Source organism: Acidovorax delafieldii 2AN, assembly GCF_000175235.1.
GTDB lineage: Bacteria > Pseudomonadota > Gammaproteobacteria > Burkholderiales > Burkholderiaceae_C > Acidovorax > Acidovorax delafieldii_B.
This window is the reverse complement of record NZ_ACQT01000016.1, coordinates 20,841-39,739: the sequence shown is the minus strand read 5'-3', so window position 1 is coordinate 39,739 and position 18,899 is coordinate 20,841. Positions and strand designations below refer to the sequence as shown.

The window sequence follows — 18,899 nt, the reverse complement described above, 5'->3', positions numbered from 1 at the left end:
TAAAAACAGCTATTGAAAAAGGAGCGATTGCTTGCGCCCATAAGCAGGCGCAGGCGGGCTGCGCCAGCGCTGTGTTTACTGCGCCGCCCAGCCGCCGTCCATGTTCCAGGCCACGCCGCGCACGTTGTCGGCAGCGGCAGAGCAGAAGAACGTGGCCAGTTCGCCCAGCTCATCGGGCGTGGTGAACTGCATCGAAGGCTCTTTCTCGCCCAGCAGCAGGCGTTTGGCTTCCTCGTTCGAAACACCGCGTTCGGCTGCCTTGGCATCCACCTGCTTTTGCACCAGCGGCGTGAGCACCCAGCCAGGGCAGATGGCGTTGCAGGTCACGCCGGTGGTGGCGTTCTCCAGCGCGGTCACCTTGGTCAGGCCGACGATGCCATGCTTGGCGGCAACATAGGCCGACTTCTGCGCCGAGCCCACCAGACCGTGCACCGATGCCACGTTGATGATGCGCCCCCAGTTGGCGGCCTGCATGGCCGGCAGGGCCAGGCGCGTGGTGTGAAAGGCACTGGTGAGGTTGATGGCGATGATGGCGTCCCAGCGTTCCACGGGAAAGTTCTCGATGCTGGCCACGTGCTGGATGCCGGCGTTGTTCACGAGGATGTCCACGCGCCCGAACTGCGATGCGCAGTACTTCATCATGTCCTCGATGTCGGAAGCACGGCTCATGTCGGCACCGTGGTACGCCACTTGCACGCCCATGGCCTGGCCTGCAGCCAGCACTTCGGCGCGCGGGCCCTCCACGTCGCCAAAGCCGTTGAGCACGATGTTGGCGCCCTGCCGCGCCAGGGCCTTTGCAATGCCGAGGCCGATGCCACTGGTGGAGCCGGTAACGAGGGCGGTTTTGCCTTTGAGCATGAGAGTCTCTCCGAATGAATTACGATGCAACGCAGACATTATCGAACGCTGCCGACAGACCCCGCCCCCATGATTGAACCTACGCTGAATTACGTACTGTGCCCCGGCGCCGCCTCTGCGGCAGGCCCTTCGCGAGAGGGCAGCCCAGCCCCCGCGGCGCAGCACCGCATGGCGTACTGGGAGTGGAATGGCACCGGCAACCCGGCGCACCCGCATGTGGTGCTGTGCGTGCACGGACTGTCGCGCCAGGGGCGCGATTTCGATACTCTGGCGCGGTCGCTGTGCCGGCATGCCCGCGTCGTCTGCCCGGATGTGGTGGGCCGCGGGCAGAGCGACTGGCTCGCCGACCCCGCCGATTACCAGCTGCCCCAGTACGTGGCCGACATGCTCGCTCTGTTGGGCCACCTCAACCAGCAGGCCCCGGTGCGGGTGCTGGACTGGGTGGGAACCAGCATGGGCGGGTTGATCGGCATGGCCCTGTGCGGACAGCCGGGGCTGGGCGCGGCGGACGGGGCTGCTGCGGCTCCCGGGCCGTCGGCCAATGCTGTGGGCAGCATGTGGCCTCTGGCGGTGCCGGTGCGCCGTCTGGTGCTCAACGATGTGGGGCCCGCCATCGAATGGGCGGCGCTCGAACGCATTGGCCAGTACCTGGGTGCGCCGGTGCATTTTGATTCGCTGGCGCAGGCCGCCGACGCCATGTGGGCCATATCGTCGAGCTTTGGCCCGCACACCGCCGCCCAATGGCTGGAGCTGTCTCGGCCCATGGTGCGGGCGTTGCCTGAAGGTGGCCTTGCGCTGCACTACGACCCCGCCATTGCGCAGGCCTTCGCGGCCATGACGCCAGAGGGCGCCGCCGCAGGGTCGCAACGCTTGTGGGAGCTTTACGACCGCATTGCCGCGCGCACGCTGCTGCTGCGCGGTGCGCAATCCGATCTGCTGGCGCCCGCCACCGCCCAGGCCATGGCGCAGCGTGGGCCGCGCGCGCGTCTGGTGGAGTTCGATGGCGTGGGCCATGCACCGACGCTGGTGGCCCAGGACCAGGTGGCGGTTGTTGTTGATTTTCTGCTGGCCGCGGAAGAAAGGGTGGACGGATGAAAACGCACCCTCCTGTGGCTGCCGCACACACCTCTGCGGCGGATGCCGTACCGCAACTGATTGCCGCCACGGCCCATACACTGCCCGAGCAGGTCAATGCGCTGGCGCGGGCCCGCGCCTTCGCCGAGCCTCTCATGGCCGGCGAGACCCTCGATTCCGGCGAAAACACGCTGGCCCATGCAGACGCTGTTGCTGCCATTCTGAAGGCCATCGGCGGTTCCGAGGCCATGCAGGCGGCCAGCTATCTGGTCCATGCCTGCGGGCACCTGAACAAGCCCGAAGAGGTGATCGCCAAGGCCTTTGGCGAGAACTTTGCGGCGCTGGCGGTCGAGACCACCAAGCTCATGCGGGTGCAGCGCCAGGCGCGCGGCGCGCAGCAGGTGGACGATCCGGCAGTGCAGACCGAAAACGTGCGCAAGATGCTGCTCGCGTTCTCGCGCGACTTGCGTGTGGTGATGCTGCGGCTGGCTTCGCGCTTGCAGACGCTGCGCTTCCACGCGGCCAGCAAGCGGCCGGTATCACCCAGCCTGGCGCGCGAATCGCTGCAGGTGTTCGCGCCGCTGGCGAACCGGCTCGGTATCTGGCAGGTGAAATGGGAGCTGGAGGATCTTTCGTTCCGATTTCTCGAACCCGATACCTACAAGGAAGTGGCCCGTCTGCTCGATGAAAAACGGGGTGAGCGCGAGGTCTACATGGAACAGTTGCGCGCGCGGCTGGAATCCGACCTGCGCGCACGCAGCATCAGTGCCAGCGTGCAGGGCCGCCCCAAGCACATCTACAGCATCGTCAAGAAGATGCGCGGCAAATCGCTCAACTTCGACCAGGTGCTCGACATCCGGGCCCTGCGTGTGGTGGTGCCGTCGGTCAAGGACTGCTATGCCGCCCTGAGCTGGGTGCACGAGCAATTCACGCCCATCGTCGAGGAATTCGACGACTACATCGCGCGCCCCAAGCCCAACGGGTACCAGTCGCTGCACACCATCGTGCGCGACGCGGCCGGCAAGCCCATCGAAATACAGATCCGCACCCAGGCCATGCACGACCACGCCGAGCATGGCGTGGCCGCCCACTGGGCCTACAAGGAGGCGGGCAGCAAGGGTTATGCGGGCGTATCGGCCACGGGCGAATACGACGCCAAGATCGCAGTGCTGCGCCAACTGCTCGCATGGGAGCGCGATCTGGTCGGAACCGCGCAGAACCGCGGGTTGTTCGATGACCGCATCTATGTGCTGACACCGGATGCGGCGGTGGTTGAGCTACCCCAGGGTGCAACCCCCGTCGATTTCGCCTATGCCGTGCACACGAGCGTGGGCCACCGCTGCCGCGGTGCGCGGGTTGACGGCGCCATGGTGCCCTTGAACACTCCGCTGCAGAACGGCCAGACCGTGGAAATCACCACCGTCAAGGAAGGCCGCCCCTCGCGCGACTGGCTCAATGCCGAACTGGGTTATCTCACCAGCAGCCGCGCCAAGGCGAAGGTGCGCGCCTGGTTCAATGCCCAGGCCACCCACGAGACCGTGGCGCGTGGGCGTGAAGCGGTGGAAAAGCTGCTGCAGCGCGAAGGCAAGACGGCCGTCAAGCTTGACGATCTGGCCGTGCAGTTGGGCTTCAAATCGGCCGATGCCCTGTTCGAAGTGGTGGGCAAGGACGAGTTTTCATTGCGCAGCATCGAAACCCTGCTGCGCCCGCCCGAGCCGGTGCTGCAGCATGACGACTACCTGCTGCTCAAGAAGACCCGCAGCCACGAGTCCGCGCCCAAGGGAGGCGTGCTGGTCGTTGGCATCGACTCCCTCATGACGCAGCTTGCCAAGTGCTGCAAGCCGGCGCCGCCCGACGACATCCGTGGATTCGTCACCCGTGGCAAAGGTGTGAGCGTGCACCGGGCCGACTGCAGCAACTTTCGCGAGATGGCGACCCGCAACATCGAGCGGGTGATCGAAGTGGAGTGGGGCGCGCCCAAGTCCGCTGCCGCGGCGGCCGTGTATCCGGTGGACGTGGCGGTGGAAGCGGCAGACAGGCAAGGCCTGCTGCGCGATATCTCCGAGGTGTTCGCACGCGAAAAAACCAACGTCATCGGAGTGCAGACGCAATCGGTGAAGGGAACGGCCTGGATGACCTTTACCGTGGAAGTCGCCGATTCGGGCCGGCTCAACAAGGTGCTGGGCATCGTAGCGGGGGTTTCCGGCGTGCGCTCGGCGCGGCGGCGATGAGCTGTGCGTTTGCGTCCTTTTTTCTTGGATTGGGGTGCGTGTTGAGAACAGGGGATTTTTACTGCTACAATAGCTTTCTCGAATACAAACAGGCGCGTAGCTCAGCTGGTTAGAGCACCACCTTGACATGGTGGGGGTCGTTGGTTCGAGTCCAATCGCGCCTACCAATTCCTGACCAGAATTGGACATCACTGAAGGACTTAGCTGTAGCGGCTAAGTCCTTTTTCTTTGGCCGCGTGCCGGGCAGCGACAGTCGGGCCTTTCGTCGTTTCGCGCCGACCGTATTACCTTCTTCGCTTTTCGTCGTTCGGCCGTGGTCGTTCGCGCGACTTCGGGTATGGCTCCAGCATGGCCGGGCTACAACGTCCCGCGGTTCTCTGTGTATTTCCCGACACCGCAGTACTGCGTACCGTGGCAGCGGCCTTCTTCACTGCCTGGGCTTCAGGACAGCGCCGCCTTTGGCTCTTCTGCCTCCTGGACTGTCGCGGCAAGCATCGCCCTGCACTGACATGCATGTCAGCCCCTGCCTACTTATGCGTTCTCCAGCACCTTGGAGACTGGGTGCTCTGGCACGGGGAATCCGCCCCGTGCAAGGCCGCAGCAGGGCTGCTTTTCTTTTTGGAGATTGCAATGGCTTCACGTGATTACGAGGATTATCAACGTCGCAACCAGGGGCGCGAATATGGCGAGAACCAGTTTGACCGGTCGTACCAGAACCAGGGCGGCGGCCAGGGGTATCGCCAGCAGGGCGAGTACGACGGCGGTCGCTACGCGGGGCAGCAGTCCCAGGGCCAGGGCGGTTACGGCAACTACGGCATGCGCGACCGCGGCGACAACGGTTCGCAATTCGGCCCAGAGCGCTATGGCAACACAGGCAACGCGGGGTACGGTGGCGGTTACGAGGGCGGTGGAAACAGCCACGGCGCCGGCGGGGGTAACTTCGGTGGCCGAGGCTACGGCGGCAGTAGCGGCGGTTATGGCGGTTACGGTGGCGGCGGCAACTCGGGCTACGGCGGGGGCTCTACTGGTGGGCAGTACGAGAGCGACTGGGGCGGGCGCCAGCAGGGTGAGTTTGGCAGCCGCTCTCACCAGAACTTTGGCGGCCGCATGGGTTCCCGTTCGGGTTCCGGAGGCCAGGGGCAGGGCGGTTAGGGATCGTCTACCGGGTATGACCAGCAGGAGGGCTACGCTCCCGGCAACCACCAGCAACAGGGCAGTTCGTGGGATCCGGACTACCAGCAGTGGCGCAACGAGCAGGTGCGCAATCTGGACGATGACTATCAAGCTTGGCGCGGCGAGCGCTTCAAGAAATTTTCGGACGAATTCAACACTTGGCGCAGCGACCGCAGCAGCGATTCCGGCAAGGGCCAGTCGGGTGGCGGATCGTCAGGCAGCCAGTCCGGCTCCAGTGCTTCAGGCAGCCAGAGCAGTTCGTCCGCAAGCCAGTCGGGCAAGTCCAAGGAGCATTCCTGAATTTGCCAGGCTGAGCCCACAACCCCCTGAAAACGCAGGCGCAACGCGCCTGCGTTTGCCTTGATGGACTTCACAGAGTCGGCGAACGCCGCTCCATCAGGGTAATCCTCTGCCGGAGGCCGGCTTTGCACTCTCTAGAATCTGCTGCACTGCAATACATGGGTGCCAGCCCGAGGAGTCTGCCGTGCAAGAGAAGAAAAGCGCCCCCGCCGCCAAGTCAGCGCAGCGGGTGATCAAGAAATACCCCAACCGCCGCCTGTACGACACGGACACCTCCACCTACATCACGTTGGCCGAGGTGCGCCAGTTGGTGATGGACCATCAGCATGTGGTGGTGCGCGATGCCAAGACCGGCGAAGACCTCACCCGCAGCATCCTGCTGCAGATCATTCTCGAAGAGGAAGCCGGCGGCGCGCCGATCTTCACCGAATCGGTGCTGGCCAACATCATCCGTTTCTACGGCCACGCCATGCAGGGATTCATGGGCGCCTACCTCGAGAAGAACGTGCAGGCGTTCACCGATGTGCAGGCCAAGCTCGCCGAGCAGTCCCAAAGCGTCACTCCCGAGATGTGGGCGCAGTTCATGAGCCTGCAGTCGCCCTTGCTCAAGGGCATGATGGGCAACTATGTGGAGCAGTCGCAATCGATGCTCACCCAGATGCAGGAGCAGATGCAAAAGCAGACCGAGCAGATGCTGGGGGCCTTCGGCATAAAGAGGTAATCCCCTGAGCCGCCTGCAGCGCCTTCCTTCAAGGGAGACGCTCCAGCGCGGCGGCCGTTGGCCTGGGCGGTGCCAGTTTCACGGGTTGTGGCGAGTGGCAAACCTTGCGGTGAATAGGCATCCCCGCCCGCGCAACGCCGGAACTGGGACAATACGGGGTTATGAGCGAAGCACTTGCCCCCACCAAAACACCCAAAGTCGGATTCGTCAGCCTGGGCTGCCCCAAGGCGCTGACCGATTCCGAGCTGATCCTCACGCAACTGTCCGCCGAGGGTTACGAAACCTCGAAGACCTTCGAGGGCGCCGATCTCGTGATCGTCAACACCTGCGGATTCATTGACGACGCCGTCAAGGAAAGCCTGGACACCATTGGCGAAGCCCTGGCCGAGAACGGCAAGGTCATCGTGACCGGCTGCCTGGGCGCCCGCGCGGGCGAAGGCGGCGGCAACATGGTGCGCGAGATGCATCCCAGCGTGCTGGCCGTGACGGGGCCCCACGCCACGCAAGAGGTGATGGATGCCGTGCACCTGAACCTGCCCAAGCCGCACGACCCGTTTCTGGACCTCGTGCCTGGCAGCTTCGGGGTGGCGGGCATCAAGCTCACGCCCAAGCACTACGCCTACCTCAAGATCAGCGAAGGCTGCAACCACCGCTGCACCTTCTGCATCATTCCCTCGATGCGTGGCGACCTCGTTTCGCGGCCTGTGGGGGATGTGCTCAGCGAGGCCAAGGCGCTGTTCGAAGGCGGCGTGAAAGAGTTGCTGGTGATCAGCCAGGACACGTCGGCCTATGGCGTGGATGTGAAATACCGCACCGGCTTCTGGGACGGCAAGCCCGTCAAGACGCGCACGCTCGAACTCGTGCAGACGCTGGGTGAGATCGCTGCGCCCTACGGTGCCTGGGTGCGCCTGCACTATGTGTATCCCTACCCCAGCGTGGACGAGATCATCCCGCTCATGGCCCAGGGCCTGGTGCTGCCGTACCTCGATGTGCCGTTCCAGCACAGCCACCCCGACGTGCTCAAGCGCATGAAGCGCCCCGCCAGTGGAGAAAAGAACCTGGAGCGCATTCAGCGCTGGCGCGAGGCCTGTCCTGAAATCGTGATCCGCAGCACGTTCATCGCGGGATTTCCTGGTGAGACGGAAGCGGAATTCCAGCATCTGCTCGATTTCCTGCGCGAGGCGCAGATCGATCGTGCCGGCTGCTTTGCCTACAGCGACGTGAGTGGCGCGGTGGCCAATGAGCTGCCCGGCATGCTGCCCCTGGAAGTGCGCGAGGAGCGCCGTGCGCGCTTCATGGCGGTGGCCGAAGAAGTCTCGATTGCCAAGCTGCAGCGCCGCGTGGGCGCCACCATGCAGGTGCTGGTCGATTCGGCCCCGGGCCTGGGGCGCAAGGGTGGCGTGGGCCGCACGTACGCCGACGCCCCCGAGATCGACGGCACCGTGCAGTTGCTGCCCCCCGAAAAAATCAGCAAGACCATGAAGGTGGGCGAGTTCACCAAGGCCCGCATCGTCGCCGTGCAGGGCCACGACCTTGTGGCACAGCCGATCTGACGCTTCTATTTTGATAGCTGAAGGCGCCCGCAGAACGGGCGCTGCAGATCAGAATGGCCTAAAAATACCGGTCAAAGGGCGCGGCGGATGAAAAGGCCGCCCATAAAAAAGGCTTCCCTCGGGAAGCCTTTTTTGAGTGCAGCGCAACTCAGACGCGCTTGCGGTACTCGCCCGTGCGGGTGTCGATTTCGATCTTGTCGCCCTGGTTCACGAACAGGGGCACGGCCACTTCGAAGCCGGTGGCGATCTTGGCGGGCTTGAGCACCTTGCCGGAGGTATCGCCCTTGACGGCGGGTTCCGTCCAGGTGATTTCGCGCTCGACGCCGGTGGGCAGTTCGACCGAGATGGCCTTGCCGTCGTAGAACACCACTTCCAGGGCCATGCCGTCTTCGAGGTAGTTCAGGGCGTCGCCCATGTTCTCGGCTTCGACTTCGTACTGGTTGTAGTCGGCGTCCATGCAGACATACATGGGGTCGGCGAAGTAGGAGTAGGTGCACTCCTTCTTGTCCAGGATCACGTTGTCGATCTTGTCGTCGGCCTTGAACACGACTTCGGTGCCGAAGTTGGCGATCAGGCTCTTGAGCTTCATGCGCACGGTGGCTGCACCGCGGCCGCCACGGGCGTATTCGGTCTTCAGGACAACCATGGGGTCCTTGCCGTGCATGATGACGTTGCCGGCGCGGATTTCTTGAGCGATTTTCATAGCAAGTTGCTTGGGTTGGGGCCGCTCAATGCGCTCGCTGGCGGCCTTCTGGGCAGAAGGCGCGCCGTGCCGATGCATGTTCCGCGGCGGAAATGCGCGAAGGCCGGGCACCGTTGTGCCGCGCCTTGTTTGCGCAAAACCTTGGATTTTACCGTTTTTCGCGCACAAAGCGCCACAGCTGTGCCACCAGGTTGTCTTGCGTCAGCAGTTGTGCGCGTGCGGCCTGCACGCAATCCGCCCATTCCGCCAGGGTGGCGGCATCTGGCATCACAAGGGGCGTGTGGCTGTCCAGCCCGTTCCAGGCCGTGTGGAAGCGGCGCATGGAGGCCGGTGCTTTCAGCCAGTCGAGAAAAGCCATGAGCTTGTCATGGTGGGCGTTGTCATGCTGGGGGTAGATCTGCCACACCAGTGCCTGTCCGGCCCACAACGCGCGCACCAAAGAGTCCTCGCCGCGCACGGCATTGAGGTCGCAGGCCCACAGCATTTCGTCGAACTGGGGCTGCGTGCAGTAGGGCAGGTAGGAGACAGAGGCCTGCCCGTGCCGGGTCGCCAGGGGGAGGGGGGTGTTCTCGTCGTTCGCCGATCCCAGTGCGTGGCGAACCGCCTGCGTGGCGCGGCCGGGTGTGACAAGGAGATGGCTCGGGGCGGCGGCGCACTGTGCCAGCATCTGGGGCAGCGCAGGTGGCTCATAGCAAAAGAGCGATATCCACCGCGCCGGAGCGGGTGCGCCGGGTGCGTGACGGGCCCGCCAGGCATCCACGTCGAACCGTGCGCGGCGTTCCATCAGCCCGGGCTCGCGCAGCAGGCCGCCAGTGGCTGCGGTGAAGCCGGGGTAGAAAAACCAGCGTGTCCACCCGGCGGCCGGGCCCGACAGAATGGGCGAGGGCAGGCGGTGGTTGCGTTCCACATAGCCCTCTGCCGACAGGTATTCCAGGTTGATCCACACGGGGTTTTGGCCTCGTGCGCCTGCCTGGCGTGCGCTGTATGCTATGAATTCAGGAGTAATTTCGCAACCGAATGCTTCCACCATGACGTCCGGCGGGGCCTGCATTGCCGTGGGTACGGGCGCGCCCCAGGCACGCACTTCCACCCCCGGGCAGCCCTGGGGCGCCATCCATTGCAGGGCGGATGCGTCGTCCACCCACAGGCGCACCTGCTGGCCCTGCCCGGCCAGTTGGGTCACCAGGCGCCAGCAGACGCCGATGTCGCCAAAGTTGTCGATCACGCGGCAGAACACGTCCCATTGCAGGGAGGGCAGAGGCAGGTTCATGGCAAGGGGTGGGCGGGGGTGTCGCCACGCAGGTGGTCCACCAGCAACCGTGCGACGCTCGACAGCGATTCTTCCGAGCGCACGCACAGCACCAGGCGGCGCTGTGCCCAGGGCGCGTCGAGCGTGATGGCGCGGATGGCCAGCGTGCCCTGGTACAGCGCGGCACTGCCGCGCGGCATCACGCCAATGCCCAGGCCTGCCGCCACCATGAGGCACAGCGCGTCGTAGCTGGTGACCTGGATGCGCAGCCTGAGCGGTACGCCGGCGTCGGCCGCGGCCCGCGTGAGCTGGTTGTTGATGGCGCTACCGGGGTGCACCCCCACGAAATCGAAACCCAGCGCCTCGGCGATGCCTACCGACCGGCGGCGCGCCAGCGCGTGCCCCGTGGGCACCACCAGCACGAGTTCGTCGGTGCGGTAGGGCAGCAGCGTGATGCGCTCGCCGTAGTTGCCGTCGTTGAGGATGCCCACATCGGCGGCATTTTCTGCCACCGATTGCGCGATGGCGCTGCTGATCTGCTCGTGCAGCCGCACATCCACGCGGGGGTGCAGCGCAAGAAAGCTCTGCAGCTGCGCCGGCAGGAATTGCGTGATGGCCGAGATGTTGGCCACCACGCGCACATGGCCGCGCACGCCGGTGCCGTATTCCCTCATCTGGCTGGCGATGCCGTCCAGGTCGTTGAGCACGCCGCGCGCCAGGTTCAGCAGGGCAAAGGCCGCAGGCGTGGGCTCGGTGCCGCGGTTGCTGCGGGTGAAAAGCTCGACCTGCAGCGCGGCTTCCAGGTCGGCCAGGCGGCGGCTCACGGCGGATGCCGCCAGGTGTTCGCGCGCGGCCGCGGCGGCGATGGTGCTTTCCTCCATCACGGCAACAAACAGGCGCAGGGAGACGGGGTCAAGCTTCATGGGACGCCGATGGTAGCAATTGGGCCGCGGCAGGGCGGTGCGGGCAGCAGAACCGCTGGCGCGCCGATGACGGCGTTGGGCATCGCGCTGCGGCACGGTTGGCGCCGGGCGCTATGGGCCTGCGGCGTGTTCGCCATGCCGGTTTGCGATGGCAGCTTCGCGCATCAGCGATTTACGGGCGCGGCCGCCTTGCGCATGATGCGGGCCAGATTTCCCACCCATACAGGCCATTCGCCTGCGGAGACCCCACTGCATGGATTCGTCGCCACCCTTCAAGGCCCCCACCCCCGCTGCGCTCGCTGGCGTGCGCGTGGTCGAAATGGGCCAGCTCATCGCCGGGCCGTTTTGCGGCAAGACCCTGGGCGAGTTTGGTGCCGACGTGGTGAAGATCGAAGCGCCCGGTGCGGGTGATCCACTACGCAACTGGCGCCTCATCAAGGAAGGCACCTCGGTGTGGTGGCAGGTGCAGTCACGGAACAAGCGCTCGGTGGCACTGGACCTGCGCCAGAAAGAAGGGCAGGACATCGCCCGCCAGCTCATTGCCGAGGCCGACGTGCTGGTCGAGAACTTCCGCCCCGGCACGCTCGAAGCCTGGGGCATGTCGCCTGAAGAACTGCACAGGCTCAACCCTGGCCTCGTGATGCTGCGCATTTCCGGCTACGGCCAGACGGGCCCCTACCGGGACCTGCCCGGCTTCGGTGCCATTGGCGAGGCCATGGGCGGCCTGCGCCACCTCACGGGCGAGCCCGGCCGCGTGCCGGTGCGCGTGGGGGTGTCGATTGGCGACACGCTGGCCGCGCTGCACGGCACCATCGGCGTGCTGACGGCGCTCTACCACCGCAAGGTCAACGGCGGCCAGGGCCAGGTGATTGACGTGGCGCTGCACGAGGCGGTGTTCAACGTGATGGAAAGCCTGGTGCCCGAATACAGCGCCTTCGGCGTGGTGCGCGAGGCCGCGGGCAGCGCGCTGCCCGGCATTGCGCCGTCCAATGCCTACCCGTGCCAGGACGGCTGGGTGCTGGTGGCGGGCAATGGCGACAGCATTTTCAAGCGGCTGATGGACGCCATTGGCCGCCCCGACCTGGGCGCGGCAGCCGATCTGGCCGACAACGCGGGCCGGGTGGCGCGCGTGCATGAAATCGACGCCGCGATTGGCGCCTGGAGCGCGCAGCATTCGGTGCAGCAGGTGCTGGATGTCCTCGGTGCCGCCCGCGTGCCAGCTGGCAAGGTCTATACCGCCAAGGACATTGTCGAAGACCCGCACTACCGCGCCCGCGACATGTTGCTGACGCAAGAGACGCGCGACGGTTACAGCGTGGAGGTGCCGGGCATCGTGCCCAAGCTATCGGCCACGCCCGGCACCATCCGCAACAGCGCCCCCCATCTGGGCGATGACACGGACGCCGTGCTGACCGAGGCGGGGCTGACGGCCGAGCAAATAGCGCTGCTGCGCAGCAAGGGGGTCATTCAATGAGCACGCAGGGCCAAACCGTGTGGCAAGGCGCGGGCCGCCGCATTCACATGCAGGAAGTGGGGCTGCGCGACGGCCTGCAGATGGAAAAAGCCTTTGTGCCCACGGCCGACAAGATCGCGCTGTGCAATGCGCTGTCGGCAGCGGGCCTGGCCAAGATCGAGGTGACCTCGTTCACTTCGCCCACGGCCATCCCAGCGCTGAAGGATGCCGAGATCGTGATGCGCGAGATCACGCGCCGCCCCGGCACCGTCTACACCGCGCTCGTGCCCAACCTGCGCGGCGCCGAGCGCGCCATCGAGTCGCGCACGGACGAGCTCAACCTCGTCATGTCGGTGAGCGCCACCCACAACCTGGCCAACCTGCGCATGACGCAGGCGCAGTCGTTTGCCGCGCTGGCCCAGGTGGTGGCGCTGGCGCAAGGCGCGCAGGTGGCCGTCAACGTATCGCTGTCCTGCGTGTTCGGCTGCCCCATGGAGGGCGACATTGCCCCGGCGGATGTGTTCGACTGGGTGCAGCGCTTTGCCGACCTGGGCGTGCGCGGCATCACGCTGTGCGACACCACGGGCATGGCCTACCCCACGCAGGTGCACCAGCTCACGGCGGCGGCCCGTGCGCGTTGGCCGGGCGTGGAGTTCACGCTGCACTTCCACAACACGCGCGGCATGGGCCTGGCCAATGTGCTGGCAGCCATTGATGCGGGTGCGGACCGGTTCGACGCCTCGCTGGGCGGGCTGGGGGGCTGCCCCTATGCACCGGGCGCCAGCGGCAATGTGTGCAGTGAGGAGATCGTGCATGCACTGCAGCTCATGGGCTATGACACCGGGGTGGATCTGGCGCCACTGGTGGCCGCGGCGCAGCGCCTGCCGGCATGGATCGGCCATGATGTTCCAAGCCAGATCGTGAAGGCCGGGCCGCGCCTGGCACTGCATCCGGTGCCTGCGGACTTCGAAGCGATTCGCGCCCGCGCCCAGGCGCGTTGAATCGAAACCTGCCGGCTGCAAGCGACCATTCATACAACCAGGAGACACAGACCATGCGCATTCCAACGTCCATCCCCCGCAGGCTTTTTGCCGCGCTGCTGTGCGCGGCTGCGCTGACCGCCGCGGCGCAGGAAGCCCGGTTTCCCACCAAGCCCATCACCGTGGTGGTGCCCCAGGCCGCTGGCGGTGCCAACGACGCCATCGCCCGCGTGATCGCGCACCGGCTCAGCGAGCAACTGGGCCAGAGCGTGGTGGTGGACAACCGCCCCGGCGCGGGCGGCAACGTGGGTACGGCCTACACCGCCAAGACCCGGCCCGACGGCTACACGCTGCTGGTGACGGCCGACAGTGCCCAGGTGATCAACCCCTGGCTCTACAAGAGCGTGGGTTTCGATCCGGTGAAGGATTTCGAGCCCGTGGGGCCGCTGGCCACGGCGGGCTATGTGCTGGTGGCGCATCCATCCTTTCCCGCCAGCAACGTGGCCGAGCTGATTGCTGCAGCCAAGGCAGCGCCGGGCAAGTACGCCATTGCCTCGGCCGGCAACGGCACGTTGAACCACCTGATCGGTGAGATGCTGCAGAAGGCCGCCGGCATCCAGTTGCAGCACATTCCCTACAAGGGCTCGGCCGCTGCCGCCACCGACGTGGTGGGCGGGCAGGTGCCGCTGTCGGTGCAAAGCCTGCCGTCGTCCATCGCCTTCATCAAGGCGGGCAAGCTCAAGGTGTTGGGTGTGGTCAACGAAAAGCGCGTGGCGGCCTTGCCCGATGCGCCCACCATCGGCGAGACGATCAAGGGTTTTGGCCAGACGCCGTGGTACGGCATGTTTGCCCCTGCGGGCACGCCGCCCGCCGTGGTAGCGCAGTTGCAGGCCGAAGTGGCCAGGGCGCTCGATCACAAGGATGTGATCGAGAAGCTGGCGGCCGTGGGTTGCGAGCCATTCAAGGGCACATCGGCCCAGTTGGCCACGCTGGTGCGCAGCGACCTGGCGCGCTGGCAGCGCGTGGTGCAGGACACCGGCGCCAAGGTGGACTGACGCAGTTCTTCCCACGTTGACGAAATTCCATTCCAGAGAAAACGGAGACTTCCCGCATATGAAAACAACCCGCAAGCAATTCACCACCCTGGCCATCGCTGCGCTGGCCATGGGTCTGGGCAGCGCCGCCTGGGCCCAGAGCGCCTATCCCTCCAGGAACGTGACTCTGGTGGTGCCCACCGCGGCCGGCGGTACCACCGACCTGTCGGCGCGCATGGTGGCGCAGGCACTGGGGCCGGTGCTGGGCCAGTCGGTGGTGGTGGACAACAAGGGCGGGGGCAATGGCAACATTGCCGCCAGCATCGTCAAGCGGGCCGAAGCCGATGGCTACACCCTGCTCATGCAGTATTCGGGCTACCACGTGATCTCGCCCCACCTCACCAAGGTGGCGCAGTGGGCGCAGAGCGACTTCCAGCCCATCGCCAACGTGATCTCTGCGCCGCAGATCATCGTGGTGCGGGCCGATCTGCCCGTGAAGACCTTGCCCGAGCTCATCGCCTATGCCAAGGCCAATCCGGGCAAGCTCAACTACGCCTCGTCGGGCAACGGCTCGCTGCAGCACGTGACGGGCGCCATGCTGGAGCAGCAGGGCGGCATCAAGATGGTCCACGTGCCCTACAAGGGCACTGGCCCCGCGCTGCAGGACCTGCTGGGCGGCCAAGTGGATCTGACTTTTGGCACCGCGCCGCCGTTCATGCCCCACATCCAGGCTGGCAAGCTGCGCGTGCTGGCCGTGACCGGCAAGGAGCGCTTGCCCAGCCTGCCCGATGCGCCCACCACGGCTGAGGCGGGTTATCCCGGCGTGAACGCCACGTCGTGGTTTGCGCTGTTTGCCCCTGCCGCCGTGCCCAAGCCCGTCATCGACAAGCTGGCCGCCGACCTGCGCACCGTGGTGCAAAGCGCGGCCTTCAAGCAGAAGGCACAGGAGCAGGGCGCCACTGCCGACTACCTGGGGCCGCAGCAGTTGGGCGAGCGCGTGAAGGCGGACCTGGCCAACTGGGCCAAGGTGGTCAAGAGCGCCAAGATCGAGGCGGAGTAACGGTGTTTTTGGCTGCTTGCGCTTGCAGAATAAGCGCAAGCAGCTATTAAATATGTAGCGTTTCGCCGCAGGGCCGCCCTGGCCACGGTGGCCCGGGCAGGTGCGCGAGAGGTGCGAGCCGCCACAATAGATGCCATGTCTGATGTGCATTCCGAAGAACTCCTGGCGCAAGTGGCTGCGCTGCCGGCGCTGCCGGGCGTGTACCGCTATTTCGACGCGCAGGATGCGCTGCTCTATGTAGGGAAGGCGCTCAACCTCAAGCGCCGCGTCTCCAGCTATTTCCAGAAGAACCATGGCGGCACGCGCATCGGCCACATGGTCAGCAAGATCGTGCGCATGGAAACCACGGTGGTGCGCTCGGAGGCCGAGGCACTGCTGCTCGAAAACAACCTCATCAAGACGTTGAATCCCAAGTTCAACATCCTGTTCCGGGACGACAAGAGCTACCCCTACCTCAAGATCACCGGCACGGCAGGCCCGGACCGCGGCGACGCGCCGGGCCAGGTGTTTCCGCGCATGGCGTATTACCGCGGCGCGGTGGACAAGAAGCACCGCTATTTCGGCCCGTACCCCAGCGGGTGGGCCGTGAAGGAATCCATCCAGCTTCTGCAGAAGGTCTTTCGCTTGCGCACCTGCGAAGACACGGTGTTTGCCAACCGCACGCGCCCCTGCCTGCTCTACCAGATCAAGCGCTGCACCGCGCCCTGCGTAGGCCTGATCTCGCCCGAAGCCTATGCGGCCGATGTGTCGCAGGCACAGGCACTGCTGCGTGGCGAAACGCAAGAGCTGCTCAAGGCCATGGAGACGCGCATGATGGCGCATTCGGACAGGCTCGAATTCGAGCAGGCCGCCGAAGTGCGCAACCAGATCCAGGCCCTGTCGCGCGTGCTGCACCAGCAATCCATCGAAACCGCCGACGACAAGGACGTGGACATTCTGGCCGTGCGTGTGCAGGGCGGCCGCGCCTGCGTGAACCTGGCCATGGTGCGCGGCGGGCGCCACCTGGGCGATCGGCCGTACTTCCCCGTGCACGTGGAAGACGCGGCGGGGGTCTTCGCGGAAGAGGGCAGCGATGCGGCCGGCACGGTCGCCGCGCCCGTGCGCCCCGTGGAGGTGCTGGTGCTGGAGGCCTTCATTGCGCAGCACTACCTGGGTGTGCCTGTGCCGCCGGTGCTGGTGACCAGCGAGCCCGTGGACAAGGCGCTGCTGGGCGCGCTCACCGAGCAAAGCGGTGTGCGTGTGAGTGCCATCCACCAGCCGCGCGAGCAGCGGCGCGCCTGGCTCGATATGGCGCAGAAAAACGCAGACCTGCAACTGGCGCGCCTGCTGGCCGAAGAGGGCTCGCAGCAGGCCCGCACGCGCGCCTTGGCCGAAGCGCTGGATCTGCCGCCCGACGATCTGGATCAGCTCACCATCGAATGCTTCGACATATCGCACACGGCGGGTGAGTCCACCCAGGCTTCGTGCGTGGTGTTCCACCACCACAAGATGCAGAGCAGTGAATACCGCCGCTACAAGATCGAGGGCATCACGGGGGGCGACGACTACGCCGCCATGCGCCAGGTGCTCACCCGCCGCTACAGCAAGGTGGCCGAGGCCGCGCGCGAGGCCGGTGGCATCGACTTCGCCGCCGCGCCGCCGGCCAATGGCGAGGGGGATGGCGCGATCAAGCCCAAGGGCGTGGCGCGCCTGCCGGACCTGGTACTGATCGACGGTGGCAAGGGCCAGGTAAGCGTGGCGCGCGAGGTGTTCACGGCGCTTGGGCTGGACCTCACGCGCATCGTGGGCGTGGAAAAGGGCGAAGGTCGAAAGGTGGGTCTGGAAGAACTGGTGTTTGCCGACGGGCGCGAGAAGGTCTATCTGGGCAAGGATTCGGCCGCACTGATGCTGGTAGCGCAGATTCGGGACGAGGCGCACCGGTTTGCCATCACCGGCATGCGCGCCGCGCGCTCCAAGGTGCGCGTGGGCGGGGGGCAGCTCGAGGAGATTCCGGGGGTGGGGCCCAAGAAGCGCGCCCGGCTGCTGCAGCGTTTTGGCGGCGTGCGCGGCGTGGCCGCAGCCAGCGTGGAAGACCTGCTGACGGTGGACGGCATCTCGCGCGAATTGGCCGAGGACATCTACCGCGCGCTGCGCTGATGGCGGCATGCCAGCGTGACACAATCATGTCCATGTTTTTCACCATTCCCACCATCATGACCTGGACGCGCATCGTCGCGATACCTTTGATCGTGGGGGTGTTCTACGCGCCGCTCGAGCCTGCCACCCGCAATCTCATCGCCACCGTGATGTTCGTGGTGTTTGCCGCCACCGACTGGCTCGACGGTTTTCTGGCCCGCAAGCTGAACCAGACCTCTTCGTTTGGGGCCTTTCTGGACCCTGTGGCCGACAAGTTCCTGGTGTGCGCCTCGCTGCTGGTGCTGGTGCATTTGCAGCGCGCAGATGTGTTCGTGGCGCTCATCATCATCGGCCGCGAGATCGCGATTTCGGCCCTGCGCGAATGGATGGCGCAGATCGGCGCGAGCAAGAGCGTGGCGGTGCACATGATCGGCAAGGTGAAGACCTCGGTGCAGATGACGGCCATCCCCTTCCTGCTGTACGACGGGCGCCTGCTGGGGGCCATCGACACGGGCGTGTGGGGCACGTGGCTGATCTGGGCGTCGGCCGTGCTCACCGTGTGGTCCATGGTGTACTACCTGCAAAAGGCGCTGCCCGAGATCCGGGCGCGCGTGAAATAGTCCGCGCGTTTTCCTGGATTGCCGTCATGCACGGCTGCGTGCCTTGCGGTTGCGGTTTGGCGTATGCGGGTGCATGGCCCACACGCTGGCGGCACCGGTCGGCAGGTCCGTCGCGCCTTCCGTTGACGCGGATTTGGCGTTGCAGCCGACAACCACAGCGGGGTGTCAATCGGGAGTGTTGCCCATGGGCAGCTTTGAGACAAAAACACCCTGCAAGCCCCGGCGCAGCGTGAAATACGACTAGAATCCAGCGCAACGCTGACGCAAAAGCAGCGTGTTGTATTGACACCCGGAAAGTCGATGGCTTTAATCTGATGCAGCAGCACCTGCTGTGTACGCCAGTCATTCCCCCGTTTGCCCAAAACAGCTCCTGCGCTGCGCTGCCTGACGTGTGAAGACCAGATATCCAGGACATTCCATCAACTCTTTTCCCGAGAGGCTTCTTGTGAACAAAACCGAACTGATTGAGCACATCGCTAACAATGCCGACATCTCCAAGGCCGCGGCAGCACGCGCCCTGGAATCCACGATCGAGGCAGTCAAGAAGACCCTGAAAAAAGGCGGCACGGTTTCGCTGGTCGGTTTCGGCACCTTCGCGGTGGGCAAGCGTGCTGCACGCACCGGCCGCAATCCACGCACCGGCGCTGCGATTAAAATCAAAGCTGCTAAAGTTCCAAAGTTTCGTCCAGGCAAGGCTTTGAAAGACGCCTTGAATTGATGGCCAGTTAGGTCGGGGTCCTTAGCTCAGTTGGTAGAGCGGCTCCTTTACACGGAGTAGGTCGGCGGTTCGAGACCGTCAGGACCCACCACCACCGAACAAAGGCGAACGAAAGTTCGCCTTTTGTTTTTTGT

Annotated in this window: 17 protein-coding genes and 2 tRNA genes; 14 read left to right on the top strand and 5 right to left on the bottom strand. The window is 65.3% G+C overall.

The features are described 5' to 3' along the window. Window positions 1-75: 75 nt before the first annotated feature. A complete protein-coding gene (locus ACDELDRAFT_RS04780) occupies window positions 76-858 on the bottom strand; it encodes a 3-hydroxybutyrate dehydrogenase (RefSeq protein ID WP_005793994.1) in 783 nt (260 codons plus the stop codon). Window positions 859-927: 69 nt separating this feature from the next. Between ACDELDRAFT_RS04780 and ACDELDRAFT_RS04775 the strand changes: the two genes are divergently transcribed. The 4 genes from ACDELDRAFT_RS04775 (at window position 928) to ACDELDRAFT_RS04760 (ending at window position 5,315) form a co-directional block, all read left to right on the top strand. Continuing rightward, the gene (locus tag ACDELDRAFT_RS04775) at window positions 928-1,953 is read left to right on the top strand and encodes an alpha/beta fold hydrolase (protein ID WP_005793992.1); all 1,026 of its coding nucleotides are present in this window, start codon (window positions 928-930) and stop codon (window positions 1,951-1,953) included. Continuing rightward, on the top strand, window positions 1,950-4,163 hold the full coding sequence (locus tag ACDELDRAFT_RS04770) for a RelA/SpoT family protein (protein WP_005793991.1): 2,214 nt from the start codon (window positions 1,950-1,952) through the stop codon (window positions 4,161-4,163). The genes ACDELDRAFT_RS04775 and ACDELDRAFT_RS04770 overlap by 4 nt, the downstream gene beginning before the upstream one ends. Before the next feature lie 90 nt (window positions 4,164-4,253). Then, window positions 4,254-4,330 (top strand) — tRNA-Val (locus ACDELDRAFT_RS04765). Between the two features lie 463 nt (window positions 4,331-4,793). Next, window positions 4,794-5,315 (top strand): hypothetical protein, encoded by a 522-nt coding sequence (locus tag ACDELDRAFT_RS04760; RefSeq protein ID WP_005793989.1) that lies wholly within the window; start codon window positions 4,794-4,796, stop codon window positions 5,313-5,315. Between the two features lie 128 nt (window positions 5,316-5,443). Here the strand turns inward: ACDELDRAFT_RS04760 and ACDELDRAFT_RS24955 are convergent, their stop codons facing one another. Continuing rightward, window positions 5,444-5,623 carry a hypothetical protein gene (locus tag ACDELDRAFT_RS24955; protein ID WP_157764902.1) on the bottom strand — a complete coding sequence of 60 codons (180 nt, stop codon included), beginning with the start codon at window positions 5,621-5,623 and terminating at the stop codon, window positions 5,444-5,446. 197 nt (window positions 5,624-5,820) lie between these two features. On the opposite strand from ACDELDRAFT_RS24955, the gene phaR reads away from it, so the two are divergent. Both phaR and rimO read left to right on the top strand, forming a co-directional pair. Then, window positions 5,821-6,357 (top strand): polyhydroxyalkanoate synthesis repressor PhaR, encoded by a 537-nt coding sequence (phaR, locus tag ACDELDRAFT_RS04750; protein ID WP_005793985.1) that lies wholly within the window; start codon window positions 5,821-5,823, stop codon window positions 6,355-6,357. A 161-nt stretch (window positions 6,358-6,518) separates the two neighbouring features. Further along, a complete protein-coding gene (rimO, locus tag ACDELDRAFT_RS04745; protein ID WP_005793983.1) occupies window positions 6,519-7,910 on the top strand; it encodes a 30S ribosomal protein S12 methylthiotransferase RimO in 1,392 nt (463 codons plus the stop codon). A 148-nt stretch (window positions 7,911-8,058) separates the two neighbouring features. Here rimO and efp read toward each other — a convergent pair whose 3' ends face one another. From efp to ACDELDRAFT_RS04730, 3 genes are all read right to left on the bottom strand, one after another. Beyond that, the gene (efp, locus tag ACDELDRAFT_RS04740) at window positions 8,059-8,613 is read right to left on the bottom strand and encodes an elongation factor P (protein ID WP_040328115.1); all 555 of its coding nucleotides are present in this window, start codon (window positions 8,611-8,613) and stop codon (window positions 8,059-8,061) included. A gap of 148 nt (window positions 8,614-8,761) precedes the next feature. Next, a complete protein-coding gene (gene earP / locus ACDELDRAFT_RS04735) occupies window positions 8,762-9,883 on the bottom strand; it encodes an elongation factor P maturation arginine rhamnosyltransferase EarP (protein WP_005793980.1) in 1,122 nt (373 codons plus the stop codon). Then, window positions 9,880-10,785 carry a LysR substrate-binding domain-containing protein gene (locus ACDELDRAFT_RS04730; protein ID WP_005793978.1) on the bottom strand — a complete coding sequence of 302 codons (906 nt, stop codon included), beginning with the start codon at window positions 10,783-10,785 and terminating at the stop codon, window positions 9,880-9,882. Before ACDELDRAFT_RS04730 ends, earP begins: the two co-directional genes overlap by 4 nt. A 253-nt stretch (window positions 10,786-11,038) precedes the next feature. On the opposite strand from ACDELDRAFT_RS04730, the gene ACDELDRAFT_RS04725 reads away from it, so the two are divergent. The 8 genes from ACDELDRAFT_RS04725 to ACDELDRAFT_RS04690 all read left to right on the top strand — a co-directional run bounded on the left by ACDELDRAFT_RS04725 (window position 11,039) and on the right by ACDELDRAFT_RS04690 (window position 18,856). Continuing rightward, window positions 11,039-12,259, top strand: coding sequence for a CaiB/BaiF CoA transferase family protein (locus ACDELDRAFT_RS04725; RefSeq protein WP_005793977.1), 1,221 nt, complete (start codon window positions 11,039-11,041; stop codon window positions 12,257-12,259). Next, window positions 12,256-13,239: a hydroxymethylglutaryl-CoA lyase gene (locus ACDELDRAFT_RS04720; RefSeq protein WP_005793975.1), complete on the top strand. Its 984-nt coding sequence runs from the start codon at window positions 12,256-12,258 to the stop codon at window positions 13,237-13,239. Before ACDELDRAFT_RS04725 ends, ACDELDRAFT_RS04720 begins: the two co-directional genes overlap by 4 nt. Before the next feature lie 53 nt (window positions 13,240-13,292). Next, window positions 13,293-14,273, top strand: coding sequence for a Bug family tripartite tricarboxylate transporter substrate binding protein (locus tag ACDELDRAFT_RS04715; RefSeq protein ID WP_005793973.1), 981 nt, complete (start codon window positions 13,293-13,295; stop codon window positions 14,271-14,273). Window positions 14,274-14,331: 58 nt separating this feature from the next. After that, entirely contained in the window at window positions 14,332-15,312 is a 981-nt protein-coding gene (locus ACDELDRAFT_RS04710; RefSeq protein ID WP_005793971.1) for a Bug family tripartite tricarboxylate transporter substrate binding protein, read from the top strand. A 135-nt stretch (window positions 15,313-15,447) separates the two neighbouring features. Beyond that, a complete protein-coding gene (gene uvrC, locus ACDELDRAFT_RS04705; RefSeq protein WP_005793970.1) occupies window positions 15,448-17,448 on the top strand; it encodes an excinuclease ABC subunit UvrC in 2,001 nt (666 codons plus the stop codon). A gap of 32 nt (window positions 17,449-17,480) precedes the next feature. Further along, entirely contained in the window at window positions 17,481-18,047 is a 567-nt protein-coding gene (pgsA, locus tag ACDELDRAFT_RS04700; RefSeq protein ID WP_040328112.1) for a CDP-diacylglycerol--glycerol-3-phosphate 3-phosphatidyltransferase, read from the top strand. A gap of 445 nt (window positions 18,048-18,492) precedes the next feature. Next, window positions 18,493-18,765, top strand: coding sequence for an HU family DNA-binding protein (locus tag ACDELDRAFT_RS04695; protein WP_005793966.1), 273 nt, complete (start codon window positions 18,493-18,495; stop codon window positions 18,763-18,765). A gap of 15 nt (window positions 18,766-18,780) precedes the next feature. Beyond that, window positions 18,781-18,856: transfer RNA gene (locus ACDELDRAFT_RS04690), tRNA-Val, on the top strand. The last annotated feature ends 43 nt before the right edge of the window (window positions 18,857-18,899 follow it).